Genomic DNA, 23,265 nt, shown 5'->3' with positions numbered 1-23,265 from the left:
AATGATTGTTGTCACGACAAATAGTATTAAGAAGACCACCCAGCTTTCAGGACAAAAACACTGAGGGGCATTCATTAGGGGCGCCCCTAAACCGAGTACGCTCCAGACTTTCATATTCCCGTCATGGGCATCCGAAGCTGTGCTCTGTTGCAGAAGGACTTGATGAAATGTTCCGTTTCGAGAAGGTCATGGCGTAGCTTCTATATCTTTATGACCACAGCAAAGCCGCCCGGCGTATCCTGACAGCTCAGAACACACCGGGCGGCTTATCTACTCAGAACTGGGTTGATTCCTAGACGGCTACTCCCCCGCCTGGCTACTCCCACTCAATGGTTCCCGGGGGTTTGGAGGTGACATCCAGCACCACACGGTTCACGTCTTTGACTTCGTTCGTAATCCGGTTCGAGATTTTTGCCAGCAGATCATAAGGCAGGCGCGACCAGTCGGCGGTCATCGCATCCTCCGAAGAAACCGGGCGCAGCACAATCGGATGCCCGTAAGTGCGGCCATCGCCCTGCACGCCCACAGAACGCACACCGGAGAGAAGAACCACTGGGCACTGCCAAATATGCTCGTCCTGACCGGCGGCGGTCAGCTCTTCACGCACAATCGCATCCGCCGCGCGCAGGGTCTCAAGGTTCTCGCGGGTCACCTCACCCACAATGCGGATACCCAGACCGGGGCCGGGGAACGGCTGACGCGCCACGATCTTCTCGGGAACACCCAGCTGACGACCAATCGCACGAACCTCATCCTTAAACAGGGTACGCAACGGCTCGACCAGCTCAAACGCCAAATCCTCAGGCAAACCGCCCACATTGTGGTGCGATTTAATATTCGCTGCGCCCTCGCCACCACCGGATTCAACCACATCCGGGTACAGGGTGCCCTGCACCAGGAACTTGATCTGTGCACCCTCTTCGCCCGCTTCCTCAATGAGCTTGCGCTCGGCCTGCTCGAAGGAGCGGATGAACTCGCGGCCAATAATCTTACGCTTCTGCTCGGGATCACTCACACCAGCCAGTGCGGTGAGGAAACGCTCTGACTCATCAATGGTAATCACACGGATACCCATTGACGCGGCGTAATCCTGCTCAACCTGTTCACGCTCACCCGCGCGCAGCAGCCCGTGGTCAATAAAGAAGCAAGTCAGCTGATCGCCCACGGCCTTATGCACGAGAGCCGCAGCAACAGAAGAATCCACGCCGCCAGAAAGCGCACAAATCACGCGGTCTTCGCCAACCTGCTCACGAATCTTCGCAACCTGTTCCTCAATAATATTGGCGGTTGACCAGGTGGGTTTAAGCCCGGCGATGTTATACAGGAAGTTCTCAAGCGCAACCTGACCGTAGTCGGAGTGCTTCACCTCGGGGTGCCACTGCACGCCGCCCAGCTTGCGGTGCTCATCCACGAACGCCGCCACGGACGCACCCGGGGTCTGCGCCAGAACCTCAAACCCGGAGGGGGCTTCGGTCACGGAATCGCCGTGCGACATCCACACGTTCTGCGTCTGTGGGGTGCCGGTGAGGAACGAAGAATCAACTGCACACAAAGTTGCGTCGGTTGCGCCGTATTCGCGGGAACCGGTCTGCGCCACGGTACCGCCCAAGGTTTGCGCCATCACCTGAAAACCGTAGCAGATGCCGAAGACCGGCACGCCAGCCTCAAATAGTGCCCTATCGCCGCGGGGGGCGCCATCGGCATACACCGATGAAGGCCCGCCCGAAAGCACAATCGCGGCAGGGTTTTTAGCGAGCATCTTTTCGGTGCTCATAGAGTGGGGAACGATTTCAGAGTAGATACCCGCCTCACGCACGCGACGAGCAATAAGCTGCGCATACTGGGCACCGTAATCTACCACCAGAACCGGACGCTCTTCAAGCTGATCCGGGTGTACAGAGTCGGTCACGGATTTTCCTCACGTGTCAGGTCGAAATTCCGCGCGAGCGCGCGAAGTCTTGTATTTCTATTCTACGGGAGAGATAAAAGTTTTATGTGGTGCCCATTCAGGGGTACTCGCCGTTGGGTTTTCGCCGATGCTGGGGGGGGCTAGTATCGTTTGGTTGCCTGCGGGTTTGCCTCAAGCTGCGCCAAGGTTTCTGCGTGGATGCGCTTCTCAACGATGAATGAGAGGAACGGCACCACGCCGCCAAGCGCCATGACGATGAGCTGGGCAATGCCCCAGCGCATGAGCAGCCAAATACGGATGCAGGAGAACAGATAAATAATGTAGAACCAGCCGTGAATAATGAGCACCCACGTGGAGATGTTTACTCCGCCGGTAAGGTTGCCGGTTTCGCGGTTAAGGACGCCGAGCGCCACATCGGAACCGGTTGCGGCGTCTTTTGCACCCGCCACCAGGTCATAGCCCATCCCGTGGTGGGTAATCATCTCAACCACCAGCAGCAGCAGGAAGGTACCGGATATCCATGCGCACCATTTATAGAAGGTGAGTGCGGAACGAATCTGCGTTTCGGTACCGCCAAATTTTTTACGCACCGTAAATCCACCCTGGGGTGCGTGTTCTGCCCCGTCTGCTGATGCTTTCGAGGCGTTCTGCGATAGGGTGACTTTGCGCCCGTCGGTACGTTCTACCGGGGTAATTTTTGTGTTCTTCTCGGGATTCTCTGACATACTGTGCCTCTCGTGTGTGCTGATGAGTTTAGCTGGCGTTAGTCTTTTATATCTGCAGGTTTCTGGGGATTACCACTCGTCGGCACGTTACGCGGTGTATCTTCCACCCGCGCTGATGCTTCTTCGGGGACTTCATCGAAGAAATAGTATTGTTCGTCGGCGGGGTCCCAATAGTAGGGGCGTCCGGTGGCTTCGTCCACAAAGTATTCGCCCTCGTACTCAAAATACTGGGTGTATTCGGCTGGTTCGGCGGCACGATGCGCCGCATCCTTAAGCATGCGTCCCCACAGGTAGAGGGCGAAAGCCGCGAAAATCAACCATTCGAGCGAGTAGAAGATGTTGAGCCAGTTGATGTTGGCATCATTGGTCGCCTGGGCTGCGCGAATAGGGCGCAGATTCTCGGACTGTCCAATAATAGTGGCGTTTTCCGCGATTGTGTACTGTTCGGTGAGGGGTACTTTTTTGTTCTCAGGTACTTCGGCGGAAAGCGTGAGCACGCCGTCATAGAGGGGCGCATCCCACAGGTTTGTCAGCTGTGCCGGGGATGCGCTTTCCAGCACCTTCTCGGTCGTGCGCGTGTACGGGGCGGCGCCCTGGGCATTTACTACACGACCGGCAACCTCAACTGTCCCTGTCGGTTCGGCGGGTATGCTCGGCGCGTGATCGTCTTCACCCGCTATCCAGGCTCGCGCCACTGTGATGGCACGGGGCTTGGTGCTCCCCAAAGCGGCGGCTTTATCGGTTCCTTCGGGAATGAATTCACTCAGAACCCAGTATCCGTGCTGCCCCTCATTCAGGCGGCCTGCTACCAGCATGGAGGATCCTGGAACGTACTCCCCCTTCGCCTGCACTACGGTATCAACCGTCAAGTTCGTCACGGGCTGATGCGCCTGCAGAATCTCGGTATAGGGTCGCACTCGATCTTTCGCAGGATCAGAATGTACCTGCTGTGAGGTGGAGGCATTGAACTGCCAGCTGGAGAGCGCGACAAACCCCGTCACAAAGACGAGAGCCAGCAAAAGCCCGCCCAGCCAGCGGGGAGTAAACGCCAATTTCCACACATATCTAGGGTAGCGCGTCTGCGTGATGTGCCCCTAACGCCGTTGGTAACTTACGCGGGGAAAAATCCCGGCGAATAGTTTGCAGAGATGCGTCGTTTCCCAGTGTAGAACGCAGTCTAGCCGGTACGGTAAGGACCCAGAACCAAAAACTAGCTGGCAGCAAACCAGCGGCGCACAGCGTTAAAGCTCCCCACCCTCCGCAAAATACTTCTCTTCAGCTTCGGTGAGATCAGTCATCGCTGGCGATTCAATTGTTGCGGACACAAGTCTTGTAGCGACTCCTAAACCGACACTCGCGCGCGACGGCAAATACCAAGACAAAGTTTCTACTTCGCTGCTAGGGCCAGGGGTTGCAGTCCCGTACAGTGATGTGAGTCCGGCGATATAGTCTGAACGTGCCGACTGTATCAATGCCTTAATTTCTGGGGTTGGGTTCGGGGATGCGAGGCTGGTCAAGCGGAAAGAAATCCCGGATACGAATTGGTTGTTACTGACGTCTAGGCTTATGTGGCCATCTTCCTCTCCGTTACTGACGGGTGTAACGAAAAATCTCCCATCGTCAGGAGCGGGTATCCAGTCGAACTGATCTCGCAACGAGAATGCCTCTTCAACAGTCATGGGCCACCGATGCTCGGCTATTGCTCGGATGATGGCCACCGCTTGCTCGACCGGATACGTGCGAAAACCTGACGGTGTGGAGTTTGCTTCATTTAACATATGAGAATTCGGTCTCTCTTCTGGGATTTTTAGAGCTTGTCGATAGATTCTTAAGATGCTGAGCAGCCTCGGGCGTGAGAACCCCATAGCCCACCTAGCTATGCGAACTACGTCAGTCTTCCCCTTCATTGAGGCGGGTATCGAGGACAGCGTGAGGGACGCCGTCGGGCTTGGGGCCGAAGTCCTTTCTGAGATCGGCGGTTTCGAGCTTGTTGTACTCCATCATAGACAGGTAATAGTCCAGAAGATCGTCGTAGCGTCCTAGTACTTCACCACGCACCCACGAGGCAGTCCCCTCCGCCGGGGTACCGGGCCGCCCCATCAGAACGATGTCAATCGACCCCTTTGCGGCGGCAACCATGAAATGGTCAGCAGCGATAACACCGTCTGAAGCCATAGCCTCAATGCACTCCTCCAGCTCCAGCTGAACCCCGCCCAGCCTACGCAGTTCGCCGCCAAGAAGGTCACTAGTGGAGAAGATCGTCATGTCCTGGTAGAAACAGGGCCAGCCGTCGGCTACCTTGAGAAAATCACGATAGGACTTTGGCAAACGAAAACCCAGCTGAGCCTCAGTACGTGCCAGTGTTTCTTCAGAGGCTCCTGCATTGGGTGGCGCGTAGTCCCACAGGCCCTTCCAGTCGGCCTCCATTCGCTCTTGGTTAATCTCCTGCCCCCAGTTCAGGTAGTCCTGCCACGTCCATTCCGACATAGCCCGATTTGTCCCGCTGGGTACACCCATAGCCTCATCTGTCATGTGCATTAGCCTCTTCCTATCTCCTATCCGGCTCTAAGAACCAGCTCTGCTGCCGCAGCAACCAATCACTACTAGCTTGCCGGTATCGCCATACTCCCATGGTTTACCGCGCCCATATCAGCCTCGCCCCCTTTCACTATGACTACATCATTCACGAGAAGTACTGAGGGTACTCCACATAAGGGTCGTGTTCACGGTGATCTACCCATTGCTCAAGCACCTGCTGGGGTGTAATTCCCGGAGTCAAGACTGTGTGACCATCGAAAGCACTGGATGTAAACCATAGCACCACGTCAGGGTCTGGGTTCAAAGACCGCACCCATGCGGCAATCTCTACGGCCTCCTCAAAATCTGCCCCATCAACAGATATGAGCCGACCATCAGTGAAATGACTGATAATCGTCGATGCCCCATCAGGGATAGTAATAAGGCGAGCATCCGTCAAGCGGTCTTCCTCAACGCTCCACTGCGCCGTCTTACACCCGGGCCATTTTCGCTGCCCTTCGCGTAAGAAAGCTTCGACATCAATGAGGGTATCCTCTGAACTGAGAACGGGATATAGGTAATTAACGCCCACAATTTTTTCCTCTCGCCTTACCTGCGAAATACCGTAAACCACTGCACGCTACCCGCCTGCCCTATTCATGCTACGGGATTCTGCTCGCTTGTGCCCCGCGTATGGTCATGTACCCAGCTTCCGCGCCTGACTCGGAATAGCACAATGCGCCCCCACCGGATATTTTCACCGGTGAGGGCGCAATACGTTTTAGCAAAGAGAATGTTCGTTCGGTTCCTGTGCGCTCAACGGAACGCGAGACTGAGCGAGATTATCCCCGATATTCAGGCACGAGCGTCATCTCTGCCTTCTGGAACTTCTTCAAGTCCAGGTAACCGCAGGTAGCCATAGCACGCTTGAGTGCACCCACAATATTGCGTGTGCCGTCCACATGGTGCGAAGGTCCATACAGCACTTCTTCGAGGGTTCCAACAACGCCCAGCGGGGTACGCACGCCGCGCGGGAAATCCACCGAATGCGCTTCATTACCCCAGTACCAGCCCTGACCCGGCGCCTCGGATGCACGCGCTAGGGGCGCACCGATCATCACCGCATCCGCACCCAGAGCCAGTGCCTTCACCAGGTCACCGGAGCGGCTAAGTCCGCCGTCGGCAATCACATGAACATACCGTCCACCGGATTCGTCCAGGTAGTCCGAACGAGCCGCAGCAACATCGGCAATAGCGGTTGCCATCGGCGCAGAAATGCCCAGCCCCTTACGGGTGGTCATCGCGGAACCGCCGCCGAAGCCCACCAGAACACCGGCGGCACCGGTGCGCATCAAGTGCTTCGCCTGGGTATACCCTGCCACGCCGCCGACCATAACAGGTACATCCAGCTCGTAAATGAATTTCTTGAGGTTCAGCGGTTCATGCGAAGTTGAGATATGCTCCGCAGAGACCGACGCGCCGCGAATCACGAAAAGATCGGCCCCGGCCTGCACCACGGTCTCGTAATGTTCTTGGGTGTTCTGCGGGGTAAGCGAGCCCGCCACAATAACACCCGAATCACGAATTTCTTCCAGGCGCGCGGTAATCAGCTCGGGCTTAATCGGCTCAGCGTAAATCTGCTGCATGCGCGTAGTAGCAGAGGCAGGATCAGCTTCGGGAAGCTCAGTAATTTCGTCAAGAAGCGGCTGCGGGTCCTCATAGCGAGTCCACAGACCCTCTAGGTTGAGCACGCCTAAACCACCGAGCTTTCCAAGCGCAATCGCGGTCGCTGGAGACATCACAGAGTCCATCGGTGCGCCCACAATTGGGGTGTCAAATTTGAAGGCGTCAATCTGCCATGACGTATCGACATCGCGACGGTCACGGGTGCGGCGCGTCGGTGCCAGCGCCACATCGTCAAGCGCATAGGTGCGGCGGGCGCTCTTAGAGAGCCCAATCTGGATATCGGACATGTGTGTTTCCCTTTCGGAAGGTCTCTGACCGGTGTTTCCTGGCGCACGGCTGCCCCGCAAGACTACGCGCCTGATGCAGTATCTACTCTACTCGGCGTATAACCCGTTCCGCCGCAGATTATTCAGAAATATCACAAAATGCACGACGGAATAGATTCCCTAATGTTCGAGCCATACACACCATTGAGCCGGTCAGCAATGGTTAACGGCGGTAGTTAGGTGCCTCGACAGTCATCGTAATATCGTGCGGGTGAGATTCTTTCAAGCCCGCCGGAGTGATGCGCACAAACTTACCCTTGGTCTTAAGCTCCTCAATGGTGCGTGAACCCACGTAGAACATGGTCTGGCGCAGACCACCCTCAAGCTGATGCAGCACGGCAGAAAGCGGTCCGCGGAACGGAACCTGCCCCTCAATTCCCTCGGGAATCAGCTTCTCTTCGCTGGAAACGTCTGCCTGGAAATAACGGTCTTTCGAGTAGGACTTGTGACGACCGCGGGTCTGCATAGCGCCCAACGAACCCATGCCGCGGTAGGCTTTGAACTGCTTACCGTTCATGAAAATCAGATCGCCGGGGGCCTCGGCGGTTCCCGCCAGAAGCGAGCCAAGCATCACGGAATCGGCGCCAGCAACCAGGGCCTTACCGATCTCACCGGAGTGCTGCATGCCGCCGTCGGCGATAAGCGGAACACCGGCGGGAATAGCTGCCTTCGCGGATTCGTTAATTGCGGTTACCTGGGGTACGCCCACACCCGCGATAATACGAGTGGTGCAAATTGATCCGGGACCCACGCCGACTTTCACGGCATCTGCGCCCGCATCAATAATGGCCTGAGCACCTTCACGGGTTGCCGCCTGACCGCCGATCACATCGACATGTGCGGCTGCGGGATCTTTCTTCAGGCGGGAAATCATATCGAGCACGCCTTGGGAATGTCCGTTGGCGGTATCGACGAAGAGCGCATCCACCCCGGCCTCGACCAGAGCCATTGCACGTTCGTAGCCGTCACCGAAGAAGCCAATAGCAGCACCAACGCGCAGGCGACCATCGTCATCCTTGGTAGCGCGCGGGTACTGTTCGGTCTTCACAAAGTCTTTGAGGGTAATCAGCCCGGCAAGTTTACCGGCCTCGTCAATAAGGGGCAAACGCTCGATTTTGTTCTTCGAGAGCAGGGCGAAGGCTTCATCCTTTGTGAGGTTCGGCGAACCGGTAATGAGCGGCATCGGGGTCATAACATCGCGCACGAGAGTGCTTTCGTAGTCCGAGCGCGAGAGGTAGCGAATATCGCGGTTGGTAATAATACCTTCAAGTTTGCCGTCTTCGGTGACCACCGGCAGACCCGAAACCTTGTAGTAGCCGCACAGATTATCGTATTCGCTGATAGTCGCACCAGCCCCGATAGTGACGGGATTGATAATCATACCCGATTCGGAGCGTTTCACGCGATCAACATGCGCCGCCTGGTCCTCGATCGAAAGGTTGCGGTGAATCACACCCATACCGCCTAGACGCGCCATTGCGATCGCCATTTGAGAGTCGGTGACGGTATCCATCGCCGCGGAGATAATGGGGGTGCCCAGGGTAATACGCTTGGAAAGTCGAGTGCTGGTATCGGCATCGGAGGGAATAACATCGGTGTTGCCGGGTAGAAGCAACACGTCATCATAGGTCAGACCGGTGAAACCGAAGGGATCGTCGGTCAGGGCGGTGGGGACAGTCATGTTTAGCCTTTCAAATGCTGTACCGGATGTATAGATGTTGTGTAGCGAGTGGTGCCACCGGGTGTAAAACGTCGTATCTCTATGGTAAACGCTTACGTCTGCTTCGGGGTACACGGAGTGGTTTGGATGCGCGCCTTTCCTGTAAGCAGTATCCGGTTCAAGGCTGCGCTTGCGGTTATTTCAGGCCAGTCTGCGTCAAGCACCTATAGATAGTTGTTGCCCGGTTCAACGAGATTTTCTCTCCTCGAACCGGGCAACCCATCAATTATTCGTCTTCGTCCTCTTCTTCGGGCTTGGTGACCACCAGAGTCTCGGTCGTGAGCACCAAAGCCGCGATAGATGATGCATTCTGCAGCGCAGAGCGGGTGACCTTCACGGGGTCAATTACGCCCGCCTCAAACAGATCAACATACTCACCGGTTTTGGCGTTGTAACCGTGGCCAACAGGCTGTTCGGCAACCTTTGCCGCCACCACATAGCCGTCGTCGCCAGCGTTTTCGGCAATCCAGCGCAGCGGCTGTACCAGGGCGCGGCGTACAATCTGCACACCTACGTTTGCGTCGTGGCTATCGAGTTCAAAACCGTCGAGCGCCTTGCTGGCGTGGATCAGTGCCGAACCGCCACCGGATACGATGCCTTCTTCAAGAGCCGCGCGGGTAGAAGACACAGCGTCTTCGATGCGGTGCTTACGTTCCTTAGCCTCAACCTCGGTTGCCGCACCCACCTTGATCACGCCCACGCCACCGGCGAGCTTCGCCAGGCGTTCCTTGAGCTTTTCGCGATCCCACTCGGAATCGACGGCCTCGATCTCTCGGCGCAGCTGCTGCACACGGTCTTCAACCGCTTCCTTGCTGCCACCGCCGTCCACAATCGTGGTGGTGTTCTTGGTGACGGTCACGCGGCGCGCCGAACCGGTTTCTTCGAGCGTTGCCTGGGCCAGGTCGATACCCAGTTCGGGGGTAATCACGATGCTGCCGGTCAGAATGGCGAGATCCTGCATAATAGCCTTGCGGCGATCGCCGAACCCGGGAGCCTTAAGCGCCACAACGTCGAGAGTTCCGCGGAGCTTATTCACCACGAGGGTGGACAGTGCTTCACCATCAACGTCTTCGGCGATAATGGTCAGCGGTTTTTTCGCCTGTACGACCTTCTCCAGCAGAGGCATAATCTCGGCAACAGTGGAGATCTTACCCTGGTAGAGCAGAATGAGGCTATCTTCAAGAACCGCTTCGCCACGCTCGGCATCGGTCACGAACGAAGGCGAAAGGTAGCCCTTGTCGAACTGCATACCCTCGGTAATGTCAAGCTCAATCTCAGTGGAGGAGCCGTCCTCGATAGTAATGACGCCGTCCTGACCGACCTTCTCAAAAGCAGATGCCAAAAGCTCGCCGATCTGGTCGGACTGAGCCGAAATAGCGGCAACATGCGCAACTTCCGGACCCTGTACCTCGCGGGCATCGTGAAGCAGACGCTCGGAGACCTTCTCAACGGCGGCCTCAATGCCACGTTTCACCTCCGCAGGTGCCGCACCGCTTGTTACGTTGCGCAGCCCCTCATTCACGAGTGCCTGCGCCAGCACGGTTGCGGTAGTCGTACCGTCACCAGCAACGTCGTTAGTCTTGGTGGCTACCTCTTTAGCGAGCTGCGCGCCCAAGTTTTCATAGGGGTCTTCAAGCTCAACTTCGCGGGCGATCGAGACACCATCATTCGTGATAACCGGTGCACCCCACTGTTTATCGAGCACAACATTGCGCCCGCGTGGGCCGAGGGTAACCTTGACCGCATCGGCGAGTTTATCGACGCCAGCCTGCAGGGACTTACGGGCGGCATCGTTGAATTCAAGCTGTTTAGCCATGAATATTCGCTACTCCTTGAGGGTTGTGAGCGTTCGATATCGTAGAAGGCGCACGTGCGCCAAATCCAGGTCAGGTATAGCGGATGCGCCGCGCGAGAAACCGGCGGCGCATCCTGCATATATGCGAAATTAGTCGACGATCGCCAGAACGTCACGAGCGGAGAGAATCAGGTATTCCTCGCCCTGGTACTTGACCTCGGTGCCGCCGTAGCGGGAGAACACAACTACGTCGCCTTCGGCGATATCGACGGGAACGCGGTTGCCTTTATCGTCCACGCGGCCGGGGCCCACGGCTACTACGCGAGCCTCCTGCGGCTTCTCCTTTGCAGTTTCGGGAATAACCAGACCGGATGCGGTGGTCTGCTCAGCCTGCTCTAGTTTGACAACTACTCGGTCTTCGAGGGGCTTAATAGCCATAGGTATGCTCCTTGTTAGTCAGTTTTTAAGAATTTGTGAAGCGGTTTAGCCCTAGCGCCTAGGCGTTTAGCACTGCACCGCTTCGAGTGCTAAATTCAACTTTAGAATCCCAGCGGCACCCGGTCAAGAATGCGCGCCGTTTCGAGGGCGGCGTTTCGCGCACAGGATAATACGCGAGCGCCCCGTGAACCTGCCGCAGTCTCCAAGCCTTCTGCATATGCTCATGCCACTACACTTAAGCCTATGGTTGATTTTGTGCCCCCGCCGCCGTTTGCCTTACCGCCCGAGCTGGCTTTTACCCGGCAGGCGTTAGATGCCGCGGATGCGCTTTTCCCCTATAGTCAAGAGCACTCGCTCGAACAGGTTACGCGGCTGCGGGCGCAGGGGTTCACGCCCGATGAGACCGCCAATATTCTCAGCCTTGTTAAGGCGCGCACTCGGGCGCTGTCAAAGTTCGGCGATAGGGCGCGCACTATGTTTTTGACCGAGCACGGCGCGCAGCAGGCGACTCGACCGGTTGTTGCTGCCGAGCATGCGGCCGTGTTTGCCCGTGCCGGGGTTCGTTCGGTTGCCGATTTGGGATGTGGTATCGGCGCGGATTCGTTGGAGTTCGCGCGCGCATCCTTAGAGACTGTTTCTGTGGAGCTTGACCCGTTGACGGCATCTTTTGCTGCCGCAAATCTGGCGGATTTTTCGGGTTCGCGGGTTGTGGTCGGTGATGTGACGAACTTTGATCCGGAGAGTTTTCGTGATAGCACCGGCGAGGCGGTGCAGGGCATATGGCTTGATCCGGCCAGACGTGATCTGACCGGAGTTATAAAATCCCGTACAGAACGTATTTTTGATCCAGAAGCCTATTCTCCACCGCTTTCGTTCGTAGTGGATCTGGCCAGAACTGGCATGCCGATGGGTGTCAAACTTGGTCCGGGGATGCCGCATGAGGCTATTGCGCGCCCTGAGGATATTCGTAGTGAGGCGAACCCGCATCCGCGTGTCACGGCGCAGTGGGTTGAGCATGAGGGTTCTCTCGTGGAGTTGGTGCTTTGGTTTAATGCTTTGGCTCAGGAGGGCGTTGCACGCACGGTCACGGTGCTGCGGCAGGAGGCGACGGGACAGGCTGAAGACAAGGGCCTGCGCATTCACAAAACCACGCTGAGTAGTCCCTATCCCGCGGAACAAGTAACCCCTGTTGATGAAAAGCAAACCCGGCTCCCCTCCCCCGGTGAGTACCTCTATGAGCCTTCCGGCGCGGTAGTGCGGGCGCATCTGGTGCAGGAGTTAGCCCAAGAGCTTGGGGCGAACCTGATTGATCCGCACCTGGCGTACCTCACGGCGGTAGAAGCTGTTCAGAGTCCGCTGGCACAGTGTTATGAGGTTCTTGAGGAAATCCCGGTGCATGAGAAACAGCTCAAAAAGTGGGTGCGCGAGCGCGGTTTTACGGCTTTGACGATCAAGAAACGCGGCGTTGATCTGGTGCCCGAGAAAATGCGTGCGACCCTGCTGGCAGGCGGTGCGGGCAAGAAATCAGGTAAGAAGGCCGCGAAGAATCAGGGCTATAACCCGGCGACTTTAGTGTTTACGCGAGTGGGGTCTGGGCAGCAGGCACGGCGCATCGGGTGGCATGTGCGGCCTGTAGATTTTTCTGATTCAGCGCACGTCTCTAGCTCGGACACTAAGATTTCTGTGGTCTAGCGGGTTTATGTGGGTGGCGCATCTGCAAAATTGTAATGCCGGTGTGTGACGTTTTATGTCAGATACTTCATGTTCGTGTCGTATTTAGTTCATACACACTCTGAAAAGCGCTGTTGTGGTCACCAACACCGTAAAATAAATGCAGTCACCCTAAGAAGGAGAGAGTTTTGATTCCGTTCGCTTCCTCGGCGCAATCCACTCTTGGCGTAGAGTGGGAGATCGCGCTGATTGACCAGCATACCGGAGAGCTGGTAGCGCGTGCTCAAGAGGTACTTGCCCGTGTGGGCGAACGTTACCCCGAGCTTTTGGAACCTTCCCTGGATCATGCTCATGTGACGGGCGAATTTTTGGAGAATACGCTTGAGATTATTACCGGCGTGTGTACTACGGTGCCGCAGGCGTGCCAGCAGTTGATCTCGGTGACCGATAAAATCCGTGAGGTTACTGATGAGCTGGGGCTTGATTTCTATGCGGCGGGCACGCACCCTACGGCGCACTGGCAGGATCAGCAGGTTTCCGCAAAGAAGCGGTACCAGCGTGTGGTAGGTCGCGGCCAGTACTGGGGCAGGCACATGGTTATTTTTGGCGTGCATGTGCATGTGGGCGTCGATTCACGCGATAAGGTATTACCGCTTGTGGATGCGCTCACCAACTATTGCGCGCATCTGCTGGGGCTTTCGGTGTCTTCGCCCTACTGGGACAGCGTGGATACCGGTTATGGTTCGCACCGCACGATGCTGTATCAGCAGCTGCCTTCAAATGGTCTGCCTTTCCATTTTGAAAATTGGCAGGAGTACAGCGACTATTTGCATGCTTTGGTGAAGACGGGCGCTATTTTAGAGGTCAGCGAGGACCGTTGGGATGTGCGCCCGGTTCCCCGCTATGGCACCTTGGAGATGCGCTACTGCGATGGTCTTCCGTCGATTCGGGATGTTGCAGCGGTTACGGCGCTCACCCAGTGTTTAGTGGAGTTTTTCTCGCGCAAAATTGAGGCTGGCGAGAAGATTGAGGTGTTAAACCCTTGGCATGCACAGGAGAATAAATGGCGTGCCGCCCGATATGGTTTAGACACCGAGATCATTGTGTCTAACGAGCCACAGGTGCGCCCGCTGCGCGAGGACATTGAGCTTCTTGTTACTCAGCTAGAGGATGTTGCCCAGGATTTGGATTGTTTGCCGGAGCTGCAGCATGTGAGGAATATGCTGGCGGAGGGCACCGGTGCCGACCGGCAGCGCGCTATCTATGAGAAAACAGGCTCTTTCCACGAGGTTATTCGAGATGTCGCGCTCCAGTCACGGGCGCGTCCCATCCGCTAGGGGCCGATAAAGTTCCAGCCCGCTCCCCCGAGTTTTCTCAGGAGGCGGGCTGACGGATCCTTCTAGTTTAAGCAAATGCTCTAGAAACACACCGTCGTGACCGGTAGCGAAGAGTCGGTCGTAAAATCGACTCCCGAAGGTTCATACCCAGCATCGACAAGGCGTACCCCGAGCGCTGCCACCATTGCGCCATTATCGGTGCACAGCGTAAATTTCGGGATAATGAGACGCACCCCAGCTGAAGTGCATCGTGCCGAAAGCAGCTCACGCAACCGAGAATTTGCCGCAACACCGCCGCCAAGTAAGAGGGTGTGCAGTCCCTGTTCCCGGCAAGCCAGCACGGTCTTCTTCGTGATAACATCGACAACCGCTTCCTGGAAAGATGCCGCAATATCGGCGACCGGAACCTCTTCACCGCGTGCCTCAAAGCCTTCAATCACGCGCGCTACGGCGGTCTTGAGCCCTGAAAACGAGAAATTATACCGGTGTGCCCCCGGGGCTTCGGCGGTACCCATGAACTTACGGTTTGACAACCCGCGCGGGAAAACAAACGCCTTAGCATTCCCCGTGCGCGCGGCGCGGTCAATAGCAGGGCCTCCCGGGTAATCGAGCCCCAGTAAGCGAGCAACTTTATCGTAGGCCTCACCGGCAGCATCATCAAGGGTGGCTCCGAGCAGACGCACATCCTGAGTAATATCGCGCACCTGCAGAATTTCGGTGTGACCACCAGAAACCAGCAGTGCCCCGAGCCCGCCATCTCGCGCGTGCTCAAGCAGCTGTGCTCCATCCTCGGTACCGTTATCGTCGAGCAGCCCCACGCCCACATGCGCCACCAGGTGGTTAATGCCGTAGAGCGGCTTTCCGGTAGCGATAGCCAGCGCCTTCGCGGCAGAAACACCGACCATGAGTGCACCGGCGAGCCCAGGGCCGGCGGTGACGGCAATCGCGTCTATATCGTCGAGGGTCACGTGAGCGTCTGCAAGTGCAGCTTCGAGAGCCGGAATCATAGCATCAAGATGCGCCCGCGAAGCAATTTCGGGGATCACCCCGCCGAACCGCACGTGCTCTTCCATAGAGGATGAAACCGTGTTGGTGAGCAGACGGGTGCCGCGTACAATGCCGATCCCAGTCTCATCGCAGGATGATTCGATACCCAATACAAGCGGTTCGGCTGCGGCAGAAAGTGTTTGTTCAGTCATCATTTCTCAGGTAGTTTCCGTTGTTGTGGAGGCATCGGCGGCGAAGTCCTTGAGCATGATCAGCGCATCCGTGCCGTCGTCATAATAGCCGGGCCGTGTGTGAATATGCGTGTATCCGGTGCGCAAGTAGAGGTTCTGGGCTCGGGGATTATCGGCCCGCACCTCCAAAAGGATGCGCTGCGCCCCTAAATCCTGTGCCCGGCGGTGCATTGTGGCGAGCATGGCTCTTCCGTATCCGTTGCCTTCGTACTCGGGCAGCACGGCGATGGTCTGCACATCGGCGGTGTCTGCCACCGTCATAACCCCGCAGTATCCGATAATATTCGGAGCGTTCTTTTCATCGGGGTTTCCCTGAGGATTTTCGCCGGCACGCGCCCGCTCAAGTACGTAATAGGTGCGGGTGGGGTGGGTTATTTCGGCGAGGAACATATCAAGGTTCCAGGCGTCGAGGGGGAAGAGCTCTTGTTCGAGGGTGAACAGATGCGGTACATCGTCGATATCGGCGCGGCGCAGTCGGGCACCGCGGGCGAGCGCACCGGGAAGTTCTGGATGCTGAAGTTTCGAGTGCATATTTACGCTCCCCTATCCCTTAGGCGATGCGGGATCGCTCGGAGCGCTCTGGCTCTGCCGCGCAAGCATGGCGGCTGGAACCTTCGCGTCCGAGTCACGCAGGTAGAGGGCGCGGGTGTCGGTGCTAAGATTTTTTACGCCCAAGCGCGCGGCGGCGCGCACGAGGTCGCTTGCGTTGGGGTGCAGCTGCGATAATTCGGAAGAAATTTGCACTCCCAACTGTTCCAGCTGTTCGCGGTAAAGCTCGGCACCGTAACCGTAGGCACGGTAACCTGCGGTATTCTGTCCAGAAACGCTGCCGGGTGCAGGCGTACTTTCGCTTGCGGGTGCCACCTGCGGACCGGTTTTTATCGTGTATCCGTTCTCGGTGACGGTGAAGATCGCGGAGTAGATTTCGCGGCGGCGCGCATCGGAAGCTACCAGAATCTCGGTCTTCTGCGCGGCTTTGCCCTGGAAATCCTGAACGAATGCTCGTTCTGCCAAGGCTGTTAGACTCATAAGTCCATAGACGGGTTTGTTCCAGGCAAATCCAAGAGTCCGGGCGGTGACGATTCCGGCGCGCAGTCCGGTGAAAGGGCCCGGTCCGGTTCCGGTGAGAATCGCATCCACGTTCTGCCCGTCTACCTGTGCTTCGTCGAGTACCTGGGCTACGAAGGGCGACATCACTTCGGCGTGTGAACGCGTATCGGCGCTTTCGCGGGCGGCAAGAATAGTTGCGGTCAAACCGGGATTTTCGCCGTTCAGGCGCGCCAAAGCCACGGATGCGGTGGCTGATGAGTCTAGAGCAAGTATGAGCACCCTATCATTCTAACGTGCTGCCGTGTACCCACTATTGTGACGGGTTCTCGCTTCATAAATACCCCAAGGCAGGCTCATGAGGTGCGCTTCCGTTCGCTCCCGGCAACTCTTAAACAGGTTACTCGACGCCGAGTTTGAGCATGGCGGCTTCAAGACTTCGATACGCTTCGCCTTCCCACCGTGGGCCGTAAGCGGTAATGCGCAGCAGCCGCGGTTCTGAGGCATCAGCGCTCTCCTCCTCACGATCGTCAAGCGCATCCCAGTCGAATTCCCCCTCCCCTGTGGGCGAGTAATTCTCGGCGGCGTAGGCGATGGAGGCGTCCGCGCCGGTGAGTCGCGTGAAGTCTAGTTCCAGGCGGGAATCGCTCAGATGCTCGGCTTTACCGCGTCCCCATTCGATGACGGTCACGGATTTTTCCAGCGAGAATTCTAGATCGAGGTCGTCTAATTCTTCGGCGCTAGAGAGCCGGTATGCGTCCACGTGCACGAGATCGGGCCCACCTGGGCGGGTGCCGTCCAGTAGATTAGGATGCACCCGCGAGAGCACAAAAGTTGGCGAAATAACACCCTCACGTACTCCAAGCCCCTCGCCTAGGGCGCGGGTGAAGGTGGTCTTCCCGGCACCAAGCTCTCCCGAGAGCAAGAGCAGGTCCCCAGCGATGAGCAACGGCGCAAGCGCATGCGCCGCCGCGCATGTATGCGCAAGATCGGTAAGATCAACTTCTAAAACGGGATGTGCGTGCATGGGCTTCTTTCCGGGGAACGGTATGGGTTAAACAGGGGTGCGAAGACTCGAACTCACATATCGTTAGACGGTTTCCGGTGTCTGTTCATCGTCGAGACCGAAGAGGGATCCCAGGGCGTGCAGACCATCTACTTCGCGTTCCACCCAGGCACCACCGCGGTAGATGCGTATCACGCGCGGAGAAATACGAGTCACAATCTCGTAGTTAATGGTCTTCGCTGCAGCGGCCCATTCTTCAACAGGAGGGTTATCTCCCGAGCCGAAAAGCACGGCGGAACCGCCGAGAATACCGCGCGCAGGATCGGCTAGTCCGGGCTCTTCCAGATCAACCACGAGCTGATCCATAGCAATCCTGCCCACGACACGGTACGTGCGCGGTTCCACAGGGTTCGCGGCATCGGCACGCGGGTAAATACGCACCGGAGCCCCATCAGCGATGCGCGGCACGCCATCGGCGTATCCGAGCGGAATGAGGGCCAGCGTGGTGGACTTATCGGTGCTGTACCGCAACCCGTATGAGACCCCCTGCCCGGCGGGTACCTCTTTGACATTGCACACATGGGTTCCCAGGGTCATAACGGGTCGCAGATTAAGGTCTTTGGAGCTCACACCCGCGAGCGGGGACAGACCGTAGAGGGCAATTCCGCAGCGTACCGCATCGGCGAGAACCGCTTCGTTTGTGTTATATAGGGGGCTCGCGCCGGTGATCGTGCCCGGAGAGTTCGCCAGGTGAACAAGCTCGGGGGTGAGACCCGCACTGCGGGCGACGGTTACGAATTCGTTGAGTCGGGCGATCTGCCGTGCGGTCTCGGAGCGTTCGGGTTCATCGGCAACCGCCAGATGCGAAAAAATGCCCTCGATGCGCACCAGCCCTGCGGCTTCAAGTTCAAGGGCACGCGCCACTAGCGCGGGCCAGTCCTCAAAGGTGGAGCCGTTACGCCCAAGCCCCGTGTCTACTTTCAGATGTACACGAGCACGCTTCTTGGTGCGATTGGCGGCTTCTGCTATTGCTTCTAAGTCCCAGCCGGAGGCACCCAGGATAATATCTGCTTCGAGTGCTTCGTCGAAGTCCGTCTGCGGGGTGTGCAGCCAAGCTATAATCGGGGCGGTAATACCCTCTGAGCGCAATTCCAGGGCTTCGGTCACATGCACAACGCCCAGAATATCGGCACCGGCTTCGAGTACTGACCGTGCCACGGGGTAGGCGCCGTGACCGTAGGCATCCGCTTTCACCACGGCAATGAGTTTACGTTCACCGATCATATCTTTGAGCACGCGCGTATTGTGCTCAAGAGCATTAAGGTCGATGATGGCGGTTCGCTCCGCCTCACCGGGCTGCAGGTTCGGGGTGTAGAGGGGACGTGTGGGAACAGTCATTTCTATATACCTCCGGTACTCGGTGAACGCGGGGAGCGTCTAGTTACACTCATTCTAGCCCGTCTTTTCGTGTATTTTCGCTCTTCTTATCCCGAGTTAGGGAGCGTTCATCAACAGTTCATGTTCTTAGCGCCTCTTCGATACCGTCGAAGCTTACACGTTCACCCTTAGACTCACTCGGCTTGCAGAACGCGCTGTCTCATAAAACCGCGCGTTAGACTAGGATGGTGAAGATTCCCGAGAGCTCGCAGTCCCGCTTGCCCCTGCCCCAGCCTGTTGTGCATGTCTATTCTCTGCACACCGATCCTTTTGCGCAGCCTGGTCGCGGCGATGCCGGGGGCATGAACGTTTATATTGCGCGTTCGATTGCAGCTATGCTGGCGGCAGACGATACTTTGCGCGTCGAGGTTTTCACGCTTCTTACCGATCCCGATTGTGAGCATGCAAAGCCCGGGGTACAGGTTCCGACTCTTCTCAACTCGTATCGTGATCGGGTGCGGGTACACCAGGTGTTGATTCCGCAGGCTTTAGGTGCTCACAAAAATCAACTTGCTGAGTTTACAGCCGAGTTTGCGGCGCAATGCGTCTCATTAGCGTGCTGGCATCCGCAGGTTATTCATGCACACTATTGGCTTTCGGGCGTTGCTGCGCTGGGGGCTGCCCAAACCTACGCTGCCGAAGGAACAGCTGTTCCCGTAGTATTTACCCCTCATACGACCGCCGCAGCGAAGGATGCGCGCCGCTCCCCCGACGAGCCCGAAGAACCACACGCACGTTATGAAAGCGAGCATCGAGTTCTTGAACATGCCGCTTTGACGATCGTCAATACTTCTCTTGAAGGGCAGCAGCTGCAGGACTACTATGGGGCAGATCCCGCACGCATGCGTGTGATTGCGCCGGGGGTTGATACCGGTATTTTTCACCCACTGCCGGGGGTGCACGCCGAACATGAGGGTTCGGATACGCACGCTCGGGTGGTTTTTGCTGGGCGTCCTCAGCCGTTAAAGGGACCCCATATTTTGGTAGAGGCCCTTGCGCTTCTTCCCGCGGATCTGCATGTTGAACTGGATATTATCGGCAAGTCTTCTTCCGGGTACGAATTAGATCTTCTTGCCCGTGCCCGCGATTTAGGCATCGCCGATCGGGTGCATCTGCGCAGTCCGGTTCCTGCCGATATTCTTGCCGATATTTTTCGCCGCGCCGATATTGTGGCTTCTCCTTCCTCGTCTGAATCTTTTGGGCTCGTGGCTTTGGAGGCGCAGGCTTCGGGGGCTGCGGTACTTGCCACTGATGCGGATGGGCTGCGTTTCGCTATCGAGAACCATAAAACGGGGTTGCTTGTGGCGCCACGCACCCCGCAGCGTTGGGCGGTTGCGATCGAGCGGCTGGTGCGTGCCCCGCGTCTGCGCTTAACACTGGGGGCGAATGCGGCAGCTCGTGCACTTTCTTTCAGTTGGGAAGCGACCGCCCGAAAGACCTTGTGCGTCTATTCCGAGGCGATAACTGGTCGTCATTTAGCGCAAGAGCGGGCCGAGGGCTCCGCATAGTTTATTGCCAAATATTCTGCTCTTCCTCAAAACCTGTAGGACGCACCACAGCACGGTCTCGAAAGTTGTTCAAGCGGCTACACTTGACATATGAGTTTTGCAATGACGCGCGACGAGTTTGCCGCTTATCTTGATTCTGCCCGCATCACAGGTGATGTTGCTACACCGCGTGAGAATAACCTTTCGCATATTCAAGGGTTTCTCGATCATAATGAGCACCTCGAATTCGGGGTTACATGGTCGAAGGATTGGACCTATGACGAAGTTTTTGAGGTCATGGTACGCCGTGCTGGTCTGAACCCTGACCGTTCGCATGTCCAGGGGCAAGATACGATTGGTGCCGCCCAGTGCATTGATGCTCTCGAAGAGTATGCCCGTATTTTTGGCGATGCGGTGCGCGCCCGCCAAAAGATCCTGTTCGCCACCGGTCACCCTGCCGGACTTTTCCCCATTTATGCTGAGCTGGCGCGCATCGCCGAACGCGCCGGGGCCACGGTGCTGCGTATTGAGCAGGGCGAGCGGTTTTTGGACGGCGATATTCGCCAGATCATGGGTGTGGTGATGTTTGAGCAGTACGGGAATCTGCAGCATACGCATTTCCCGGGGCCGATGCGCATCGCCCTCGCCCAGCTTCGTGAGCGCGGTGAGATGCCCGATCTTGTGGTTTCCGATCACGGGATGGCGGGGTATGCGGCATCGCAACAGAAGCTGCTGACGCTCGGTATTGCCGACTGTAACGATCCGGGATTGTTTATTGCCGCAGAGCAGGGTGATTTACCGGTGTGTGTTCCGATGGATGATAATGTTCCGCCGAATCGTTACGAACCGCTGATTGATTTTTTGGTGAATCGCGCCTCATTGAAACAATTTCGGTAAAACTTTTAGGCTATAGTTTTTTATTCTTTCAAGGTATTTTATTAGTTTACGGGTATTGAAGCTCTCTGACTAGGATATTTATTAAAGCTATTTACAAAAGTAAACATCCATAATAGCCTTTAATAATCGTGTCTTCAGCACCTTTATGACACATTAAGGTGATTGAATTCACTCTTTATCCTTGAAGTTTAGACCACCATTCAGGAGGACTAAACTCCTGGTTTAACCGTAAAATATAAGGACTGAGTAGTTTTGAAGAACTATCGTGAGAATCAGTTAAAGGCCAGGTTTCTCTTCCGGACTACCTCGGGGCCTCAAAGCTGGTTCTCGTTCTCTCTACTTCTCGCTCACACACTGCACACATCATTCATCTGTATTCCGACTGACCACCGGGCTGCGGGTCTCAAACTCGAGCATTCCGCGCATACGCCGATATGCGCGCTCACCACGACCGGGGAAGATAACTTCATTGAAAGCAAAAGAAAGACTCAAAAAAGTTTGGGGCACCACATATGTCGCCAAACGTGAGTGGCATCCACAGGTTTTGAAATCTCTTTACCTGGGCGACTTGATTGCCATTGCCATCTCTATTTTTGCTGCGCACTTTATTCGCTTCGGCTTCGTAAACGCGGATTTACCGCCTGTGAATGTCTGGCCGCTTAACCTGCTCGATCCTTCCGTCGCACCCATCGACTATATCTTCCTCGATATCGGCATGATCATAATCTGGTGGCTGACTCTGCAAGTCAACGGCTCACGAAATATTCGCGTTCTAGGAATGGGAACCGACGAATACCGTATGGTCACACGCGGCAGCACTTACTTTTTCTGCACACTCGTGATCGTGGCGTTCTTTCTCAAAATCGACCTGACCCGCATGTACCTGCTCATCGCCTACCCGTTGGGTTTAGGACTCATCATGATAGAGCGCTGGTTGCTGCGCCAAAGACTAGTACAAAAACGTTTGCAAGGGTATTCGCTAACCCGCGTCATGATTATTTCCGACGTTCCCACCGGTAAACATCTGTATAAGAGCCTCTCCGGCGCCGTCGCATCGGGGCTTTCACCAGCTGCGTTTTACCTGCCGGGAATCTACGCCGGTACCACGATTGCAGACGTCGATCTGCCCATTCTGGGTTACTCCACAAACCCTGACGATATTATGCAGGCCGTGCAGGAAAACAATATTCAGATGGTCGCCATCTCGAACGGACATCAGCTGACCCCGGAACAGATGCGGATGCTCGGCTGGCGTCTCGCGGATGCGCATATCGCCCTGATTATGGCTCCAGCAACCACCGATATTGCAGGGCCTCGCATGCATATTCAGCCGCTCAACGGGCTACCGCTTGTGCATGTTTCTACCCCGCATATTACGGGTATTGCCGCGCTGGCAAAACGCGCACTGGATGTGCTCGCCTCCGGGCTGGGGCTTCTCATGCTCTCCCCTGTTTTCTTGGTGGTGGGTATCCTTATCAGACGCGACGGCGGACCTGCATTCTTCTTCCAAGAGCGCGTAGGAATGAACGGCGATGTTTTTCGCATGGTCAAATTCCGGTCGATGCGCACCGACGCCGAAGAGATCAAAGTCCAGCTTATGGAACAGAACGAAGGCAACGGGGTGCTCTTTAAGATGGTGAATGACCCACGCATCACCCCAATCGGCCGATTCATTCGCAAGTTCTCCATTGACGAACTGCCGCAGCTCTGGAATGTTTTTATTGGCGACATGTCCCTGGTGGGCCCTCGGCCCCCGCTGGCGGAAGAGGTAGACCTATATGAGGATATTATGTACCGCCGCCTGCTCGTCAAACCCGGGATTACCGGACTATGGCAGGTCTCTGGCAGAAGCGATCTCTCCTGGGATGAATCGGTACGTCTTGACCTGTACTACGTCGAAAACTGGTCTATGACAACCGACTTTATTATCCTGCTGCGCACGGTACGAGCAGTCTTCGCCAAGGAAGGCGCCTACTAATTTTCGTGCCCGACTATGCCAAGGTCGGTATAGTCCAATACAGCGGTGGGG

General features: G+C 56.5%; 20 protein-coding genes. 5 read left to right on the top strand and 15 right to left on the bottom strand.

The genetic code is table 11. The features are described from left to right. Positions 1 to 316: 316 nt before the first annotated feature. The 10 genes from guaA to groES form a co-directional block, all read right to left on the bottom strand. Complete coding sequence (gene guaA, locus HMPREF2609_RS01045) at positions 317 to 1,909, bottom strand: glutamine-hydrolyzing GMP synthase (protein WP_070534521.1); 1,593 nt, start codon at positions 1,907 to 1,909, stop codon at positions 317 to 319. A gap of 140 nt (positions 1,910 to 2,049) precedes the next feature. Continuing rightward, positions 2,050 to 2,634: a DUF3817 domain-containing protein gene (locus tag HMPREF2609_RS01040; RefSeq protein ID WP_070534520.1), complete on the bottom strand. Its 585-nt coding sequence runs from the start codon at positions 2,632 to 2,634 to the stop codon at positions 2,050 to 2,052. 38 nt (positions 2,635 to 2,672) lie between these two features. Beyond that, positions 2,673 to 3,695 carry an SURF1 family protein gene (locus HMPREF2609_RS01035; RefSeq protein ID WP_070534518.1) on the bottom strand — a complete coding sequence of 341 codons (1,023 nt, stop codon included), beginning with the start codon at positions 3,693 to 3,695 and terminating at the stop codon, positions 2,673 to 2,675. Between the two features lie 180 nt (positions 3,696 to 3,875). Further along, a complete protein-coding gene (locus HMPREF2609_RS01030; protein WP_070534532.1) occupies positions 3,876 to 4,412 on the bottom strand; it encodes a DUF6301 family protein in 537 nt (178 codons plus the stop codon). A 112-nt stretch (positions 4,413 to 4,524) separates the two neighbouring features. Then, positions 4,525 to 5,166 carry an SMI1/KNR4 family protein gene (locus HMPREF2609_RS01025; protein WP_070534530.1) on the bottom strand — a complete coding sequence of 214 codons (642 nt, stop codon included), beginning with the start codon at positions 5,164 to 5,166 and terminating at the stop codon, positions 4,525 to 4,527. 151 nt (positions 5,167 to 5,317) lie between these two features. Then, positions 5,318 to 5,743 carry a hypothetical protein gene (locus HMPREF2609_RS01020; protein WP_070534511.1) on the bottom strand — a complete coding sequence of 142 codons (426 nt, stop codon included), beginning with the start codon at positions 5,741 to 5,743 and terminating at the stop codon, positions 5,318 to 5,320. Positions 5,744 to 5,993: 250 nt separating this feature from the next. Further along, a complete protein-coding gene (locus tag HMPREF2609_RS01015) occupies positions 5,994 to 7,124 on the bottom strand; it encodes a GuaB3 family IMP dehydrogenase-related protein (RefSeq protein ID WP_070534510.1) in 1,131 nt (376 codons plus the stop codon). A gap of 202 nt (positions 7,125 to 7,326) precedes the next feature. After that, entirely contained in the window at positions 7,327 to 8,844 is a 1,518-nt protein-coding gene (gene guaB / locus HMPREF2609_RS01010; protein WP_070534509.1) for an IMP dehydrogenase, read from the bottom strand. Positions 8,845 to 9,109: 265 nt separating this feature from the next. Next, positions 9,110 to 10,699, bottom strand: coding sequence for a chaperonin GroEL (gene groL / locus HMPREF2609_RS01005; RefSeq protein ID WP_070449001.1), 1,590 nt, complete (start codon positions 10,697 to 10,699; stop codon positions 9,110 to 9,112). A gap of 129 nt (positions 10,700 to 10,828) precedes the next feature. Next, entirely contained in the window at positions 10,829 to 11,116 is a 288-nt protein-coding gene (groES, locus tag HMPREF2609_RS01000) for a co-chaperone GroES (RefSeq protein ID WP_004005229.1), read from the bottom strand. Between the two features lie 243 nt (positions 11,117 to 11,359). Here groES and HMPREF2609_RS00995 point away from each other — a divergent pair, with 243 nt between their 5' ends. Together HMPREF2609_RS00995 and HMPREF2609_RS00990 are read left to right on the top strand one after the other, a co-directional pair. Next, the gene (locus tag HMPREF2609_RS00995; protein ID WP_070534528.1) at positions 11,360 to 12,808 is read left to right on the top strand and encodes a class I SAM-dependent methyltransferase; all 1,449 of its coding nucleotides are present in this window, start codon (positions 11,360 to 11,362) and stop codon (positions 12,806 to 12,808) included. 167 nt (positions 12,809 to 12,975) lie between these two features. Beyond that, complete coding sequence (locus tag HMPREF2609_RS00990; protein ID WP_070534508.1) at positions 12,976 to 14,124, top strand: glutamate--cysteine ligase; 1,149 nt, start codon at positions 12,976 to 12,978, stop codon at positions 14,122 to 14,124. Positions 14,125 to 14,204: 80 nt separating this feature from the next. Here HMPREF2609_RS00990 and tsaD read toward each other — a convergent pair whose 3' ends face one another. The 5 genes from tsaD to alr all read right to left on the bottom strand — a co-directional run bounded on the left by tsaD (position 14,205) and on the right by alr (position 18,813). After that, positions 14,205 to 15,323 (bottom strand): tRNA (adenosine(37)-N6)-threonylcarbamoyltransferase complex transferase subunit TsaD, encoded by a 1,119-nt coding sequence (tsaD, locus tag HMPREF2609_RS00985; RefSeq protein WP_070534526.1) that lies wholly within the window; start codon positions 15,321 to 15,323, stop codon positions 14,205 to 14,207. A gap of 6 nt (positions 15,324 to 15,329) precedes the next feature. Then, complete coding sequence (gene rimI, locus HMPREF2609_RS00980) at positions 15,330 to 15,893, bottom strand: ribosomal protein S18-alanine N-acetyltransferase (RefSeq protein ID WP_070534507.1); 564 nt, start codon at positions 15,891 to 15,893, stop codon at positions 15,330 to 15,332. A 12-nt stretch (positions 15,894 to 15,905) separates the two neighbouring features. Further along, positions 15,906 to 16,691: a tRNA (adenosine(37)-N6)-threonylcarbamoyltransferase complex dimerization subunit type 1 TsaB gene (tsaB, locus tag HMPREF2609_RS00975; protein WP_070534506.1), complete on the bottom strand. Its 786-nt coding sequence runs from the start codon at positions 16,689 to 16,691 to the stop codon at positions 15,906 to 15,908. A gap of 118 nt (positions 16,692 to 16,809) precedes the next feature. Continuing rightward, a complete protein-coding gene (gene tsaE, locus HMPREF2609_RS00970; RefSeq protein ID WP_070534505.1) occupies positions 16,810 to 17,436 on the bottom strand; it encodes a tRNA (adenosine(37)-N6)-threonylcarbamoyltransferase complex ATPase subunit type 1 TsaE in 627 nt (208 codons plus the stop codon). Between the two features lie 63 nt (positions 17,437 to 17,499). Then, the gene (alr, locus tag HMPREF2609_RS00965; RefSeq protein WP_070534504.1) at positions 17,500 to 18,813 is read right to left on the bottom strand and encodes an alanine racemase; all 1,314 of its coding nucleotides are present in this window, start codon (positions 18,811 to 18,813) and stop codon (positions 17,500 to 17,502) included. Positions 18,814 to 19,037: 224 nt separating this feature from the next. Between alr and HMPREF2609_RS00960 the strand changes: the two genes are divergently transcribed. The 3 genes from HMPREF2609_RS00960 to HMPREF2609_RS00950 all read left to right on the top strand — a co-directional run bounded on the left by HMPREF2609_RS00960 (position 19,038) and on the right by HMPREF2609_RS00950 (position 23,214). Then, positions 19,038 to 20,360: a glycosyltransferase gene (locus tag HMPREF2609_RS00960; RefSeq protein ID WP_070534503.1), complete on the top strand. Its 1,323-nt coding sequence runs from the start codon at positions 19,038 to 19,040 to the stop codon at positions 20,358 to 20,360. Between the two features lie 90 nt (positions 20,361 to 20,450). Next, complete coding sequence (locus HMPREF2609_RS00955) at positions 20,451 to 21,236, top strand: phosphatase (RefSeq protein ID WP_070534502.1); 786 nt, start codon at positions 20,451 to 20,453, stop codon at positions 21,234 to 21,236. A 469-nt stretch (positions 21,237 to 21,705) separates the two neighbouring features. Continuing rightward, positions 21,706 to 23,214, top strand: coding sequence for a sugar transferase (locus HMPREF2609_RS00950; RefSeq protein ID WP_070534501.1), 1,509 nt, complete (start codon positions 21,706 to 21,708; stop codon positions 23,212 to 23,214). The last annotated feature ends 51 nt before the right edge of the window (positions 23,215 to 23,265 follow it).

The sequence above is a fragment of the Rothia sp. HMSC058E10 genome (assembly GCF_001809415.1).
GTDB lineage: Bacteria > Actinomycetota > Actinomycetes > Actinomycetales > Micrococcaceae > Rothia > Rothia dentocariosa.
Note: the sequence above shows the minus strand (reverse complement) of the source record. Positions and strands in the feature narration are given on the sequence as shown.

What these genes read in the sequence shown, in the direction of transcription:
- HMPREF2609_RS01040 (WP_070534520.1), bottom strand. Translation starts at nt 2,634, where the DNA reads ATGTCAGAGAATCCCGAGAAGAACACAAAAATTACCCCGGTAGAACGT.
- HMPREF2609_RS01030 (WP_070534532.1), bottom strand. Translation starts at nt 4,412, where the DNA reads ATGTTAAATGAAGCAAACTCCACACCGTCAGGTTTTCGCACGTATCCG.
- HMPREF2609_RS01025 (WP_070534530.1), bottom strand. Translation starts at nt 5,166, where the DNA reads ATGACAGATGAGGCTATGGGTGTACCCAGCGGGACAAATCGGGCTATG.
- HMPREF2609_RS01015 (WP_070534510.1), bottom strand. Translation starts at nt 7,124, where the DNA reads ATGTCCGATATCCAGATTGGGCTCTCTAAGAGCGCCCGCCGCACCTAT.
- guaB (WP_070534509.1), bottom strand. Translation starts at nt 8,844, where the DNA reads ATGACTGTCCCCACCGCCCTGACCGACGATCCCTTCGGTTTCACCGGT.
- groL (WP_070449001.1), bottom strand. Translation starts at nt 10,699, where the DNA reads ATGGCTAAACAGCTTGAATTCAACGATGCCGCCCGTAAGTCCCTGCAG.
- groES (WP_004005229.1), bottom strand. Translation starts at nt 11,116, where the DNA reads ATGGCTATTAAGCCCCTCGAAGACCGAGTAGTTGTCAAACTAGAGCAG.
- HMPREF2609_RS00995 (WP_070534528.1), top strand. Translation starts at nt 11,360, where the DNA reads ATGGTTGATTTTGTGCCCCCGCCGCCGTTTGCCTTACCGCCCGAGCTG.
- tsaD (WP_070534526.1), bottom strand. Translation starts at nt 15,323, where the DNA reads ATGACTGAACAAACACTTTCTGCCGCAGCCGAACCGCTTGTATTGGGT.
- rimI (WP_070534507.1), bottom strand. Translation starts at nt 15,893, where the DNA reads ATGCACTCGAAACTTCAGCATCCAGAACTTCCCGGTGCGCTCGCCCGC.
- tsaE (WP_070534505.1), bottom strand. Translation starts at nt 17,436, where the DNA reads ATGCACGCACATCCCGTTTTAGAAGTTGATCTTACCGATCTTGCGCAT.
- alr (WP_070534504.1), bottom strand. Translation starts at nt 18,813, where the DNA reads ATGACTGTTCCCACACGTCCCCTCTACACCCCGAACCTGCAGCCCGGT.
- HMPREF2609_RS00960 (WP_070534503.1), top strand. Translation starts at nt 19,038, where the DNA reads ATGGTGAAGATTCCCGAGAGCTCGCAGTCCCGCTTGCCCCTGCCCCAG.
- HMPREF2609_RS00955 (WP_070534502.1), top strand. Translation starts at nt 20,451, where the DNA reads ATGAGTTTTGCAATGACGCGCGACGAGTTTGCCGCTTATCTTGATTCT.